The sequence below is a fragment of the Microbacterium sp. STRO-1N genome, from assembly GCF_057748015.1.
Map to the genome: position 1 here is coordinate 2,584,155 of NZ_CM173234.1, position 13,231 is coordinate 2,597,385.

Below are 13,231 nucleotides of genomic sequence, written 5' to 3' on the forward strand. Positions count from 1 at the left end.
GCGTATCGTCCGATGCGCTGGCGGGGCGCGCCAGTCGATTCACAGATCGCGCCCGTAGGCTGGTGGGCGATGTTCCGAGTACTGGGGATTCTGCTGACCGTGCTGTTCGCGATCGCGACGGCTGTCGTGGTGTGGCCGCAGTTCTTCCGACTGGAGCAGACCTACCCGTTCGCACAGCTGGTGGCCGTGCGCGGTGCTGTCGCCGCCGCGTTCGGCGTCATCGCGATCGTCTCGCTGCTGCTCCTGTTCGCGAAGCCGCTGCGCGGCTTCGCCGCCTCCATCCTGATCGTCGCCCTGATCGGAGCCGGTGCGACGGCTGCCATCGGAGCGGTTCGCGGGCTCGGCGCCGACACGCTGCCGGAGAAGACCGAGGGCTCCGTGCGCGTGCTGACCTGGAACACCGCCGGCGAGGCGATCCCGGCGGACGACATCGCCGCGGAGATCCTCGAACAGGATGCCGACATCGTGGCGCTCCCGGAGACCGCGGAGTCCGTCGGCGCACGGATCGCCGTGATGCTGCGTGAGCAGGGGCACCCGATGTGGGTGCACCACGTGCAGTTCAACCCCGATGTCGACAACGGTCCGCAGGCCTGGCAGACCACGATCCTCATCTCGCCTGACCTCGGCGACTACTCAGTCATCCAGTCCTCGGTCGACGGGACCAGCAACACCAGCTCGGTTCCGAGCGCGGTCGTGATGCCGGTGGACGGCGACGGTCCGACCGTCGTCGCCGTTCATGCCGTCGCGCCCCGCCCCGAGGCGATGCAGCGCTGGCAGAGCGATCTCGCCTGGATCGCCGATCAGTGCCCGCAGGGCGACTTCATCCTCGCCGGCGACTTCAACGCGACGATCGATCACATGGCGTCGCTCGGTGCCGACGGCGGCGACATGGGCTATTGCCGCGACGTGGCGACGCGCACCGGCAACGGAGCCGTGGCGACCTGGCCGGCGTCGTACCCCGAACTGATCGGTGCGCCGATCGATCACATCATGGCCAGCCCCAACTGGGAGCCGACCGGATCGCTCGTGCTCGATGCCGAAGGCAGCGATCACCGCGGGCTCGTCGTCCAGCTCGAACCGGCCGGCTGAGAAACCGGTCGGCTGAGCGCTCAGCGCGTACGGCGGCGCTGCACCACGGCGTTGATCAGGCGCCAGCCGATCAGGAAGACCGCGAGCGTCACCGCCGCGACGATGACGAACGCCCAGGCCGTCCCCTGACCCGTGAGGGCCCGCAGCGCCATCCCACCGCCGAAGGTGACGAGCCAGACCAGTGTGCCCGGAACCACGCGCGAGGCATCGACGTTCGTCGCGAGTGCGACGGCATGCACCACGATGAGCGCGGCCAGGAACGGCCAGATCGAGAACACGATGCGGGCCACGGCATCCGGTTCGCCGAGGGAATGCGAGAGACCGCCGAGCACGCAGAAGACGACGACCAGCGCCGCGTCGATGACGATGGTGACCGCCGGTGAAGGACGCGGGGTGGTGCTGTCTGGACTCACCTGCCCAGCCTACGCGGCGGCGCGGAGTGAGAGACTGGAGGCATGAGCACTGGATCCAGCGACACGATCGCACAGGCCACCGAAGAAGACGCGGCGAAGACGCCCGTCACGAACCGCAAGCAGCCGTTCCCACGCGGCTTCCTCGACACGATCTCGACCGGCTGGGCCGAGCGTCCCGAGTCGCTTCCGGCACCGCGCGCACAGGCGCCGTACGCCGCAGCACGCCGAGAGAAGGTCTCGGCCGCGTTCCCCGGGAAGCGTCTGGTGATCCCGGCCGGATCGCTGAAGCAGCGCAGCAATGACACGGACTACCCGTTCCGCGCGCACTCCGCGTTCGCGCACCTCACCGGCTGGGCCGCTGACGCGGAGCCCGATTCCGTGCTCGTGTTCGCACCGACCGATGCCGGGCACGATGTCACCCTGTACTTCCGCGAGCGCGCCGACCGCACGACCACCGAGTTCTACGCGGACGCCACCGTCGGCGAGTTCTGGATCGGGCCCCGCCCGTCGCTGGCGGGCGTCGCCGCCGACCTCGCCGTCGCCACGGACCACCTGCACGCGTTCGTCCCCGCGTCAGGAGATGTGACGCTCGAGGATGCCGAGCTCGCGCAGTTCGTATCGGAGCTGCGCCTGGTGAAGGACGAGTTCGAGATCGCCGAGATGCGCCGCGCCGTCGACATCACGGCACAGGGATTCGATGACATCATCCGCGCGCTGCCGGACGCCGCCTCCCACGCCCGCGGCGAGCGCGTCGTCGAGGGCGTCTTCCACCGCCGTGCCCGCGAGGACGGCAACGGCGAGGGCTACGACACGATCGCCGCCTCCGGTCCGCACGCGTGCTACCTGCACTGGACGCGCAACGACGGCACGGTCGTACCCGGCGACCTGATCCTGGTGGATGCCGGAGTCGAGGCCGACAGCCTCTACACTGCCGACATCACCCGCACGCTCCCCGTGAACGGGACCTTCTCCGAGGTGCAGCGCCGGGTCTACGAGACGGTCCGTGAGGCCGCCGACGCGGCATTCGCCGCAGCGAAGATCGGCGTGCCGTTCCGCACGGTCCACGAGGCCGCCATGCAGGTCATCGCCACGCGCGTCGCCGAGTGGGGCGTGCTGCCTGTGACGGCCGAAGAGGCTCTGGACGCGGATGCCGGCGGTCAGCACCGCCGCTATATGGTCCACGGGACGAGCCACCACCTGGGCATCGACGTGCACGACTGCGCGCAGGCGCGTCGGGAGATGTACTACGACGGCATCCTGGAGCCCGGCATGGTCTTCACGATCGAACCCGGTCTGTACTTCCAGATCGACGACCTGACCGTTCCCGAGGAGCTGCGCGGCATCGGCGTTCGGATCGAGGACGACATCGTCATGACCGCGAACGGCCCCGTGAACCTCTCCGCCGGCATCCCCCGCACCGCCGACGAGGTCGAGGCCTGGATCGCACGCGTTCAGGCGTGACAGTCGATGAGACGCTCGCGACGCGCCTGATCGCCGAGCAGTTCGCCGATCTGCGCGGGCTGCCGGTCCGCGCGCTGACATCGGCGGGGACGGTGAACGGCCTGTTCCGCGTCGGCGACGAGCTGGTCGCACGACTCCCCTTCGACTCTGTGCCGGCGACAGAACTGCAGGACGAGGCGCGCGCGATGGCCGAGTTCGCTGCCGCGAGCCCGTTCCGGGCACCGGCATCGGTCGGTGTCGGTGTTCCGACGGAGGCGTACGCCTCGGCGTGGAGTGTGCACACCTGGGTGCCCGGCGCTCCGGCGACACCCGATGGGTTCGAGGACTCCGACGCGCTGGTGGACGATGTCGTCGCGCTCATCGCGGCGCTTCGGGGCATCCAGGTCGGTGCGCGTTCGTTCGACGGTCGCGGCCGCGGTGGCGACCTGCGCGGTCACGATGAATGGATGTCGGAATGCTTCGCCCGCAGCGAGGGCATGCTGGACGTCGAGCGCGCTCACGCACTGTGGGAGCGGCTGCGCGAGCTCGGGCCATCGGATGCCGTCGCGATGTCGCACCGCGACCTGACTCCGCCGAACCTGCTCGTCGAACACGGCCGGCTCGCCGGAGTGCTCGACAGCGGATCGTTCGGTCCCGCCGATCGCGCGCTCGACCTGGTCGCCGCGTGGCACCTCTTCGACGCGCCGCGTCGCGAGCGCCTGCGGGACGCTCTGGACGTCGATGCGATCGAGTGGCTGCGCGGCGCGGCCTGGGCCTTCCAGCAGGCGATGGGCCTCGGCTGGTACTACGCCCTGTCGAACGCGACGATGAGCGCGCTCGGCCTGTCGACCATGCGTCGGCTTCTCGAGGACCCGGAACTGATGGCCTGACGCGCGCTCAGTAGCGCGCCGAGAACCCGCCGTCGGCGTGCAGCAGCTGCCCCGAGACCCAGCGGCCCTCCGGAGATACCAGGAACGACACGAAGGCCGCGATGTCGGCTGGCGTCCCGATCCGTCCGAGAGGATGCGCGGGGACGAGGGATTCCGCGAACCCTTCCGGCATCCACCCGGTGTCGATCGGACCCGGATTGAGCACGTTCGCCGAGATGCCGAGCGGACCGAGCTCTCTGGCGGCCGAGATCACGAGACGGTCCAGCGCACCCTTGGAGGATCCGTACGGCAGATTGCCCGTGGTGTGATCGCTCGTGAGGGCGACGACTGCTCCCCCGGCATCCGGGATCTGCCGTGCGAAGGCCGCGATCAGCAGCAGACTCGCGCGGGCGTTGATCGCGACATGCCGGTCGAAGCTCGCGGCCGTCGTGTCGAGGATGCCGGACTCGACGTCGTGCGCATGCGAGAGCACGAGCGCGGAGATCGGGCCCCGATCGCGCGTGACGGCGGCGACGAGTTCGTCAGGGCCTTCGTGCGCGGCGAGATCGCAGAGGAACTCGGCGTCGGCCAGGTCGCTGGTCGCGACCTCCCAGCCGTCGGCGCGCAGACGTGGGACGAGACCGGCGGCGATGCTGTTCGCGCGCGCGGCACCGGTGACGAGAGCGAGAGGCATGCCGGCCAGACTATCGCGACACGTCGGTAGAGGCCGTGTAGCGTTCAGCCATGCGGCTGAACCGACGGCGTCTCGGACGGACCCTGCTTCTGCGTCAGCACCTGCTCGAACGGGTCGACGCGACGCCGACGGCGATGATCGAGCACCTGATCGGGCTGCAGGCGCAGGAGAATCTGCCCCCGTACCTCTCACTCGCCGCTCGTCTGCGCTCCTTCGATCCGCTCGCGATCACTCGCGGCCTGGAGGCGCGAGAGCTCGTGCGGCTGCTCACGATGCGTGGCACGATCCACCTGCTGACCTCGCAGGATGCTGCGATGCTGCGTCCATGGGTCGAGCCGCGGATGCGGCAGGAACTGCGATCCAGTCAGGCCGTGGGCCCGGCGCGCGAGGTCGACCCCGAGGTGTTCACCGCCGCGTTGGCGCGCGTACTCGCCGATGGGCCGCTTCCCCAGCGCGAGATCGGGCGCAGGCTCGCCGAGGTCTTCCCCTACCCCGCGACCCAGCTCGGGCAGGTGGCACGGCTCCGGGCACCCCTGGTCCAGCTGCCGCCGCGCGGGGCGTGGCGGCAATCGGGTGGTGTGATCTACGACTACGTCGACCGCTGGACCGGAGTGCCGCTCGCCGAGCCGGATCCCGCCGCGATCGTTCGGCGCTATCTGCGCGCCTTCGGTCCCGCGACGGCCTCCGACGTGACGGCGTGGTCGGCCGTCACCCGGCTGGGACCCGTGCTGAGCAGGATGACGGACCTGGTGCGCTACGAGGACGAGGACGGGCGCGTGCTCTACGACGTCCCTGATGCGCCGATCGCGGATGAGGACATCCCCGCTCCGGTCCGGTTGCTCGGCAACTACGACAACGTATGGCTGTCCCATGCCGGGCGGGATCGCGTCACCGAGCCCGAGGCGCGGAACATGTGGATCGGCGAGAACCGCGCCCAACTGCACGCGCTGTTCGTCGACGGCTGGCACGAAGGGCTGTGGCGCATCGAGGACGGCCGCGTCGTGATCGGTCCGGTACGGCGCCGGTTCACCCGGGCGGAGCGTGCCGAACTGGATGAGGAGGTCGAGCGCGTCGAGCGCCTGCTGGCGGCGTGAGCTCGACGGTCGCGGCCAGACTAGCGCGAGGCGACGATCTCGACCTTGAACCCGGCGGCGTTCTCGAGCCAGCCCGCGTAGTGGTCGGGTCCGCCCGCGTGCGGATACCGGTCCTGATACAGCGGCGTCCAGCCGTGCTCGGGCGCAGAAGCCACGACCGTGTCGACCTGAGCGGGCGAACCGCCGTGGAACGCCAGATGGTTGACGCCCGGTCGTCGGCGGTCGTGCTCGACGGCCGACAGGTTCGGCGAGGTCGTCAGGGTCAGATACGCACCACCCGCCGCCCACGACATCCCATCAGGCCACTCCTGCTCCAGCTCGAAGCCCAGCGACGACATCAACCAGCGCCATGCGGCATCCTCCGCGCGATCCGCGACCCACACCTCGACGTGATGGAATCCGCTCATCCTTGTCTCCCCCGGTACACGGCGGTGCGCAGTTCGACCGCCCAGACATCGCGCGTCGGCATCTGCAGCGACTCCGCCACGGCGATCTCGGACTCGACGTCGTAGGGCACCCGCACGAACTGGATACCGAAGGGCGCCGGCTGCTCGGCATCCAGAACCCCTTCCAGGATCACGTAGGACGGCTCGGGCACATCCAACGGGTTGCCCACGCTGCCCACGTTGAACAGCGTCCTGCCCTCCGTGGACTCGATGTAGGCGTCGTGGATGTCGCCGTAGCCGACCACATCAGGAGCCGGTTCGTCTCCGGTCATCTCGGTGTTCGCGAACATCCCCGAGAACTGCTCCTCGGTGTGGTGGAAGTGCACGCGCTTGTGCGGGCTCTCGGCCGACGCATGGAACAGGCGGATCCGCCGCCCGCTCATCACGAGGTCGTGGCTGAGCGGCAGCGCTCCCAGCCACGCCAGGCTCTCGGCCGACAGCTCGGCGTGCCACCAGCGCATCTCCTCCGGGGCGTCATCGGCGGTGAAGCGCAGGAAGTCGTCCCAGTTCCCGCGGACGTTCACCTCGCACGCCTCGCGGCAGCGACGCACGGCCGCTTCACCGCGCGGGCCCTTGCCCGCCGTGTCGCCGAGGTTGAACACCCGATGGATGCCGCGACCCGCGATGTCGGCCAGCACGGCGTCCAGCGCTGTCAGGTTGCCGTGGACGTCCGAGATGAGGGCGATGCGGTCGAGGCTCACCCGACCATCGTGGCAGACGTCACTCGGACCGTGCCGCGAACGCCGTCACGAGCGGCGCCAGTGACGCGCCGATCACGTCGGCCGTCCGCTTGTTCCCCTTCACCTCGAAGGAATGGCCGCCGCCGTCGATCCAGACGATGCGCGCGTCGCGGCAGGTCTGGACGACCTCCTCGAACTGCGACAGCGGCTGGATGAACGGATCGTTGGATCCCTCGATGAACAGCTGCGGCGCCGCGACGGCCGGCAAGTGCTCCGCCCGTGGCTTCTCGGGCCTGCCAGGCGCGTGCAGCGGATACCCCAGGTAGATCAGTCCAGCGACGTCCATGCCCTCGGCCGCCGCCATCGAGGCCATCCGTCCGCCGTACGACTTCCCCGCGGCCCAGATCGGTCCGTCCGTGCGCGCGCGGACCTCGGCCATCACGGCGTTCCAGGTCGCGATCGCATGGGCGGCCGGCCCGGGCATCCGGCGTCCCTGCACGCGGTACGGGAAGTCGAACCGGACGGTCGTGAAACCGTCGTCGTTCAGCGCCGCGGCGAATCCGACGAGGAAAGGGTGATCCATGCCGGCGCCGGCGCCGTGCGCGATGACCACGGTGCCGCGGTCGGTATCGCCGGTGGGTGACGACAGGGATGCCGGGACCGTCACCGTCCCGTTCGGCAGCGCCACGTCGATGCGCAGCGGCTTCTCGGCCATGGCCTCAGTCGTCGCTCGCGGGCTTGCGCGGGGCGTCGGCATCCGGCTGCGCCGCAGCATCCGGCTCCGCGCCCGTCTCGTCGGGAGTGGAGGGCCGCTCCGGCGCGGCGGTCTCTGGGGTCGGCGGCTGCGTGTCAGGGACCCGCTCGCCGTAGCGAGGGCGAGGGTCCGCCGGCCGCGGTGGGATCACCGGCTGGCCGCCGGTCGCCGAGGCGGCGGACGATGCCGACCGGGGAGCGGCCGGGGCCGCGCCGTTCTGCGGCTGCTGCGGCGTCACCCGCTCGCCGTAGCGCGGCGGCTCGTCGAGGTCGACCGGCGGTCGAGCAGCCGCCGGTTTCTGACCGCCGCCCAGCACCTGCCTCGCCTTGGCCAGGGATGCCGGCAGCACCGTCACCTCGTAGTGATCGGCGGCCAGCTGCGTGACGCTGGCGAAATCGCGTCGACGCCGCACGATCGCGAACGTCACCAGGCTCAGCAGCATGCCGATCGCGACGCCGATGAACAGGTACGCGACGAAGAGCTGGATCGGCGCGTCCGGGGTGCCGATCACCATGATCGCCGAGAGCAGGAGTCCGATGAGCAGGCCGTTGATCGCGCCGGAGCGCGCTGCCGCCGCATAGCCGAGCCGGCCCGTGATCTTCTCGACCGTCCGAACGCTCTGGCCGACGATCGCGATGTCCCGCGCGGGGACTTCGCCGGCGATGAGCTGCGACACCGTCTTCTGCGCACGTTCGTACTCGCGCATCGAGGCAACGGTCTCGCCGATGTCGGCACCGTCTGCGGGGCGGTTCAGCATGGTCATCCGTCCATTCTTCCATGCGTGCCCCGCACCGGTGCCGCACACTCCTCGCAGCCGCCCTCGCCGACTACGCTGGGTGCGTGAGCACTCAACGGGTATTCGTCGCGCGCCTTGCCGGGTGCGCCGTCTTCGACCCCGTGGGCGACCGGCTCGGCAAGGTCCGGGACGTCGTCATCGTGTACCGAAGTTCGGCCGCGCCGCGCGTGATCGGACTGGTGGTGGAGATCCCTGGTCGCCGGCACGTGTTCCTCTCGATCGGGCGCGTCACGTCGATCCGCGCCGGTCAGGTCATCTCCACCGGGCTCATCAACGTGCGCCGTTTCCAGCCGCGCCCCGGCGAACTCCGCGTCCTGGCCGAACTGCTCGGCCGGCGTGTCGGGTTCGTCGACGGCGGCGGCACCGCGGTCATCGAAGACGTCGCGATCGAGCCGAACCGGCTCGGCGAGTGGAGCATCACGCAGCTGTTCCTGCGCAAACCGAAGACGAGCGCCTCCCCGTTCGCCAAGGGGCCGACGGCCTTCGCGGCCTGGAACGAGGTCACCGAGGAGCGCACACCCGGAGAGGCGCAGTCCGCCGAGCAGCTGGTCGCGTCGTACTCCGAGCTGCACGCGGCCGACCTCGCCAGCACGCTGCTCGACCTGCCCCCGAAGCGCATGATCGAAGTCGCCGAAGAGCTGCCGGACGATCGCCTCGCCGACGCCCTCGAGGAGATGCCGGAGGACGAGCAGGTGCACATCCTCGACGGCCTCGGCGATGAGCGCGCCGCCGACATCCTCGACCACATGGAGCCCGACGACGCGGCCGACCTGCTGGCCCAGCTTCCGAAGAAGCGCCTCGAGCAGCTTCTGGAGCTCATGGAGCCGGAGGAGGCGGAGGACGTCCGCACGCTCCTCGCGTACGGACCGGATACCGCCGGCGGTCTCATGACGACCGAGCCGATCATCCTCTCCGCCGACGCCACGGTCGCCGAGGCCCTCGCCCTCATCCGCCGACATGAGCTGCATCCGGCACTCGCCGCGGCCGTGTTCGTGACCCTTCCGCCCTTCGAGACACCCACAGGGCGTCTGCTCGGCGTCGTCCACTTCCAGCGGATGCTGCGCTACCCGCCGCATGAGCGCCTGGGTGCGATCATCGACGACAGCATGGAGACGATCTCCGGCACGGCATCCGCCGCCGAGGCGGCGCGCATGCTCGCCAGTTACGACCTCGTCTCCCTGCCGGTCGTGGATGCCGCGCAGCGACTGGTCGGGGCCATCAGCATCGACGACGTGCTGGACTATCTGCTTCCGGACGACTGGCGCACGCATGACGACGGCGAGCCGTCAGCTGAAGGCGGCGCACGATGATGGCGCGGACCCCGCGGGCCCGCCTCGACGCACCGCTCGGGCGCAGCACGACGCGACAGCGACCGACCTCGCGCGATCGCTTCGGACGGTTCACGGAGTGGGTCGCCCGAGCCATGGGGACGCCGGCGTTCCTCCTGCTGCTCACCCTGTTCTGCGTGCTCTGGATCAGCTGGAACACGCTGATGCCCGAGAACCTGCGCTTCGATGATGCCGCGCTGGGCTTCACGGCGCTGACTCTCATGCTGTCGCTGCAGGCGTCGTACGCCGCACCGCTCATCCTGCTCGCGCAGAACCGCCAAGACGACCGCGACCGCGTGCAGATCGAGCAGGACCGTCAGCGCGCCGAACGCAACCTCGCGGACACCGAGTACCTCGCGCGAGAGATCGTCGCGCTGCGCCTGTCGCTCGAGGAGCGCAACTCCCAGATCGTCACGCGCGACGTGCTCCGGCAGGAGCTGCGCGCGCTGCTGGCCGAGCTCGACGACGACGGCACCGAGGGATCCGACGCCGGGCAGGAACCGCCTGCGCGCACCGGCCCCATCACGACGCGGCGTCCGCGGCGATGACGGCCGAACAGGTCCGCCGCGCCGTCGCAGCCGTCACCGACCCCGAGCTGCGTCAGCCGATCGGCGACCTCGACATGGTGCGCGATGTGAGTGTGGACGGCACGACGGCGCATGTCGCCATCGTGCTGACGATCGTCGGCTGCCCCGCCGCGAACCGCATCGAGTCCGATGTGCGCCAGGCCGCGGCATCCGTGCCCGGTGTCGAGGATGTCGAGGTCGCGGTCGGAGTGATGACGCCCGCCGAGCGCAAGGCGCTCACGGAGAAGCTCCGTGCCGGTCGACCCGCCCGTCAGATGCCGTTCGGCCCTGATTCCCTGACGCGCGTCATCCTCGTCTCCAGCGGCAAGGGCGGAGTCGGCAAGTCCACCGTGACGGCCAACCTCGCGGTCTCCCTGGCCGCACGAGGGCTCGCCGTCGGACTGGTGGATGCCGATGTGCACGGCTTCTCGATCCCCGGCCTCCTCGGCATCCCGGCCGGCACCCAGCCCACCCGCATCGACGACCTGATGCTGCCGCCGGTGGCGCACGGCGTGAAGACGATCTCGATCGGCATGTTCCTGCGCGACGGCGAATCCGTCGTGGCGTGGCGCGGCCCGATGCTGCATCGGACGGTGCAGCAGTTCCTCACGGACGTGTTCTTCGGCGATCTCGACGTTCTCCTCATCGACATGCCCCCCGGCACCGGCGACATCGCCATCTCCATCGGGCAGCTCCTCCCCCATGCCGAGGTGCTCGTGGTGACGACGCCGCAGTCGGCCGCCTCCGACGTCGCGATCCGCAGCGGACTGGTGGCCCGCCAGACGGGTCAGCGCGTGATCGGCGTCGTCGAGAACATGGCGGCGTTCGCCCTGCCGGACGGCACGGTGATCGACCTGTTCGGATCCGGCGGAGGCGCCGAGGTGGCCGGCGCACTGTCGACGCCGACGGATCGGGTCGAACTGCTGGCGTCCATCCCGCTCAGTCCTGCGCTGCGTGCCGGCGGGGACGCTGGAGCACCCGTCGTGCTCGAGGACCCGTCGGATGCCGCGGCATCCGCGATCGATGCGCTGGCCCAGCGCATCATGACCAAGGGCCGCGGTCTGGCAGGCCGTTCGCTCCCGTTCTCACCGGTGTGAGCCGGGCGGCGGGAGAATGTTCTGATGAGTGATGCGCACCGATTCGTCCAGGTCGATCGCGACCTGCTGACCCGCATGTCCCGAGACGCGACGATCTTCCTGCTCACCCGTCCGCTGTCGATCGTCGTGTGGGTGCTGCTGGGCGCTGGTCTGCTCTGGACGCTCGTTCCGTTCGGGTCGGCACTGGCGGCCGCTCCGTCCCAGGCCGGACGCCTCGTCGTCATGCCTGCGCTCTTCGCGGGCATCATGATCCTCTACGTCATCCTCACGATGACGAGCGTTCGGCGATCGCTGAGCGCGACGATGCCCGAGGGGACCAGCGTCTCGGTCACGGTCGGCGAGAAGGAGCTGCGGGTCGAGAGCGCCCGCGGTACGTCACGAGTCGCGTTCTCGACATTTCGTCGTATGAAGGCCGGGCCGGACGCCGTGATGCTGCAGCTGCGCGACAGCTCGGCGATGACGGCGCTTCCGCGGGCGGTCGTCTCGGATGCCGACATCGCACGGATGCGCGCGAAGATCGGCTGAACGGTCTGGGCGCAGGCGCCGTCAGGTCGCTTCGGGATCGAACGGCGGCGGGCTCGACCGGGTGAAGACCGGAGTCGCCTTCGAAACGACGGGATCGATCGGCGATGCCATGGGTGCCGCAGCCGCGACTGCGGGCGACGACGCGACAGCAGCGGGGGCCGCATCCTCGAACAGCGCGTCGCGGATGATGCGCCGCGGGTCGTACTGGCGGGGGTCGAGCTTGCGCCAATCCACATCGGCGACCTCTGGGCCCATCTCCTCTTCGACGCGGCTCTTCGTGTCGCGCAGCAGTTCACCGCCACGGCGCACCAGCTTCGCGAACTGCTCGGCATAGTGCGGTAGCCGCTCAGGACCGATCAGCAGCACGGCGATCAGGCCGATCACCAGCAGCTTCTCGAAGTCGAGTCCGAACCCCATGGCTCCAGGCTACCGCGCCGCGCCTGACGGACAAGGACGCGGCATGCGCCTAATCTGAAGGAGAACCAGCAGTACGGGAGACGCCATGAGCGAGCACGACGCCAACGCGCGGTACATCCGCGAGGCCACCGCAGAGCCGGACGCCATCACCCGCGCCCGTGCCCGTGCCGACGAGATCGGCGCCGCGCCGATCAGCGCCCTCGTCGGCGCCCAGTACGCGGTGCTCGCGGCCGCCGTGAACGCCAGAACGATCGTCGAGATCGGCACCGGGGCCGGCGTCTCGGGCCTCTGGCTGCTGCGCGGCGCACCGCATGCTGTCCTCACCTCCATCGACAACGAACCGGAGCACCTCGCCGCCGCCCGCCAGGCGTTCGCCGAGGCCCGTGTACCGACCACTCGGGCACGCTTCATCACCGGGCGCGCCGCGGATGTGCTGCCTCGGATGAACGAGGGCTCCTACGACATCGTCCTCGTGGACGCCGACCCCGACAACGTCATCGAGTACGTCGAGCACGGTCTGCGTCTGGTCCGCACCGGCGGGATCGTCCTGGTCCCGCGCATCCTCGTCGGCGGCAAGGTCGCCGACCCCGTGCAGCGCGATGCCGTCACCGCCGCCTACCGCTCGCTCATCCAGGAGACCCAGCAGTCCCAGGCCGTCCTGGCATCGATCTCCTCGTCCGGCGAGGGCCTGCTGCAGCTGATCAGCGTCGCAGAGCCCGACTGAGCTCCCCCCGGACACAGAAAGGGCGGCGGATCCGATGATCCGCCGCCCTTTTCGTCCCGCTGGATACGGGAGAGGACTCAGGGGTTCACGACGGCTGCGAGCACGTCGTGAAGCTCCTTTGCTTCGGCGTCGTTCACGGAGACGACCAGACGGCCGCCGCCTTCGAGCGGAACACGCACGATGATGAGGCGCCCCTCCTTGACGGCCTCCATGGGTCCGTCTCCAGTCCTCGGCTTCATCGCTGCCATCGTGGCTCCTTTTCCTCGGTGGTATGGAACAAGTTTATCGGTAGCCCCGCG

17 protein-coding genes are annotated in these 13,231 nt (G+C 69.9%); 9 read left to right on the top strand and 8 right to left on the bottom strand.

Going from position 1 to position 13,231, the window contains the following annotated elements; genetic code table 11:
• Positions 1–69: 69 nt before the first annotated feature.
• Positions 70–1,089: an endonuclease/exonuclease/phosphatase family protein gene (locus tag AC3ANJ_RS12475; RefSeq protein ID WP_488316575.1), complete on the top strand. Its 1,020-nt coding sequence runs from the start codon at positions 70–72 to the stop codon at positions 1,087–1,089.
• Between the two features lie 20 nt (positions 1,090–1,109).
• Here AC3ANJ_RS12475 and AC3ANJ_RS12480 read toward each other — a convergent pair whose 3' ends face one another.
• Complete coding sequence (locus AC3ANJ_RS12480) at positions 1,110–1,502, bottom strand: DUF3054 domain-containing protein (protein WP_488316576.1); 393 nt, start codon at positions 1,500–1,502, stop codon at positions 1,110–1,112.
• 42 nt (positions 1,503–1,544) lie between these two features.
• Between AC3ANJ_RS12480 and AC3ANJ_RS12485 the strand changes: the two genes are divergently transcribed.
• Positions 1,545–2,963 carry an aminopeptidase P family protein gene (locus tag AC3ANJ_RS12485; protein WP_488316577.1) on the top strand — a complete coding sequence of 473 codons (1,419 nt, stop codon included), beginning with the start codon at positions 1,545–1,547 and terminating at the stop codon, positions 2,961–2,963.
• Positions 2,960–3,832, top strand: coding sequence for a phosphotransferase (locus AC3ANJ_RS12490; RefSeq protein ID WP_488316578.1), 873 nt, complete (start codon positions 2,960–2,962; stop codon positions 3,830–3,832). The genes AC3ANJ_RS12485 and AC3ANJ_RS12490 overlap by 4 nt, the downstream gene beginning before the upstream one ends.
• A gap of 7 nt (positions 3,833–3,839) precedes the next feature.
• Here AC3ANJ_RS12490 and AC3ANJ_RS12495 read toward each other — a convergent pair whose 3' ends face one another.
• Complete coding sequence (locus AC3ANJ_RS12495; RefSeq protein ID WP_488316579.1) at positions 3,840–4,505, bottom strand: SDR family oxidoreductase; 666 nt, start codon at positions 4,503–4,505, stop codon at positions 3,840–3,842.
• A 50-nt stretch (positions 4,506–4,555) separates the two neighbouring features.
• On the opposite strand from AC3ANJ_RS12495, the gene AC3ANJ_RS12500 reads away from it, so the two are divergent.
• The gene (locus AC3ANJ_RS12500) at positions 4,556–5,599 is read left to right on the top strand and encodes a winged helix DNA-binding domain-containing protein (protein WP_488316580.1); all 1,044 of its coding nucleotides are present in this window, start codon (positions 4,556–4,558) and stop codon (positions 5,597–5,599) included.
• 20 nt (positions 5,600–5,619) lie between these two features.
• Here the strand turns inward: AC3ANJ_RS12500 and AC3ANJ_RS12505 are convergent, their stop codons facing one another.
• Genes AC3ANJ_RS12505 through AC3ANJ_RS12520 form a run of 4 tightly spaced genes read right to left on the bottom strand, consistent with a single transcriptional unit; the run spans position 5,620 to position 8,242 of the window.
• On the bottom strand, positions 5,620–6,006 hold the full coding sequence (locus tag AC3ANJ_RS12505; RefSeq protein ID WP_488316581.1) for a VOC family protein: 387 nt from the start codon (positions 6,004–6,006) through the stop codon (positions 5,620–5,622).
• Positions 6,003–6,746, bottom strand: coding sequence for a metallophosphoesterase family protein (locus tag AC3ANJ_RS12510; RefSeq protein ID WP_488316582.1), 744 nt, complete (start codon positions 6,744–6,746; stop codon positions 6,003–6,005). The genes AC3ANJ_RS12505 and AC3ANJ_RS12510 overlap by 4 nt, the downstream gene beginning before the upstream one ends.
• 19 nt (positions 6,747–6,765) lie before the next feature.
• Entirely contained in the window at positions 6,766–7,440 is a 675-nt protein-coding gene (locus AC3ANJ_RS12515; protein ID WP_488316583.1) for an alpha/beta hydrolase family protein, read from the bottom strand.
• 4 nt (positions 7,441–7,444) lie between these two features.
• A complete protein-coding gene (locus tag AC3ANJ_RS12520) occupies positions 7,445–8,242 on the bottom strand; it encodes a general stress protein (protein WP_488316584.1) in 798 nt (265 codons plus the stop codon).
• Between the two features lie 77 nt (positions 8,243–8,319).
• Here AC3ANJ_RS12520 and AC3ANJ_RS12525 point away from each other — a divergent pair, with 77 nt between their 5' ends.
• The 4 genes from AC3ANJ_RS12525 to AC3ANJ_RS12540 are packed head-to-tail and all read left to right on the top strand — an operon-like array spanning position 8,320 to position 11,791.
• Positions 8,320–9,585: a magnesium transporter MgtE N-terminal domain-containing protein gene (locus tag AC3ANJ_RS12525; protein ID WP_488316585.1), complete on the top strand. Its 1,266-nt coding sequence runs from the start codon at positions 8,320–8,322 to the stop codon at positions 9,583–9,585.
• On the top strand, positions 9,585–10,151 hold the full coding sequence (locus AC3ANJ_RS12530) for a DUF1003 domain-containing protein (protein ID WP_488319274.1): 567 nt from the start codon (positions 9,585–9,587) through the stop codon (positions 10,149–10,151). Before AC3ANJ_RS12525 ends, AC3ANJ_RS12530 begins: the two co-directional genes overlap by 1 nt.
• The gene (locus tag AC3ANJ_RS12535) at positions 10,148–11,266 is read left to right on the top strand and encodes an Mrp/NBP35 family ATP-binding protein (RefSeq protein ID WP_488316586.1); all 1,119 of its coding nucleotides are present in this window, start codon (positions 10,148–10,150) and stop codon (positions 11,264–11,266) included. The genes AC3ANJ_RS12530 and AC3ANJ_RS12535 overlap by 4 nt, the downstream gene beginning before the upstream one ends.
• Before the next feature lie 24 nt (positions 11,267–11,290).
• On the top strand, positions 11,291–11,791 hold the full coding sequence (locus tag AC3ANJ_RS12540; protein ID WP_488316587.1) for a hypothetical protein: 501 nt from the start codon (positions 11,291–11,293) through the stop codon (positions 11,789–11,791).
• 21 nt (positions 11,792–11,812) lie between these two features.
• Here the strand turns inward: AC3ANJ_RS12540 and AC3ANJ_RS12545 are convergent, their stop codons facing one another.
• Complete coding sequence (locus AC3ANJ_RS12545; RefSeq protein ID WP_488316588.1) at positions 11,813–12,208, bottom strand: twin-arginine translocase TatA/TatE family subunit; 396 nt, start codon at positions 12,206–12,208, stop codon at positions 11,813–11,815.
• A gap of 85 nt (positions 12,209–12,293) precedes the next feature.
• Between AC3ANJ_RS12545 and AC3ANJ_RS12550 the strand changes: the two genes are divergently transcribed.
• Positions 12,294–12,932, top strand: a complete 639-nt coding sequence (locus AC3ANJ_RS12550; protein WP_488316589.1) for an O-methyltransferase — start codon at positions 12,294–12,296, stop codon at positions 12,930–12,932.
• 77 nt (positions 12,933–13,009) lie between these two features.
• Here AC3ANJ_RS12550 and AC3ANJ_RS12555 read toward each other — a convergent pair whose 3' ends face one another.
• Complete coding sequence (locus AC3ANJ_RS12555; RefSeq protein ID WP_264157317.1) at positions 13,010–13,180, bottom strand: DUF3117 domain-containing protein; 171 nt, start codon at positions 13,178–13,180, stop codon at positions 13,010–13,012.
• Between the last annotated feature and the right edge of the window lie 51 nt (positions 13,181–13,231).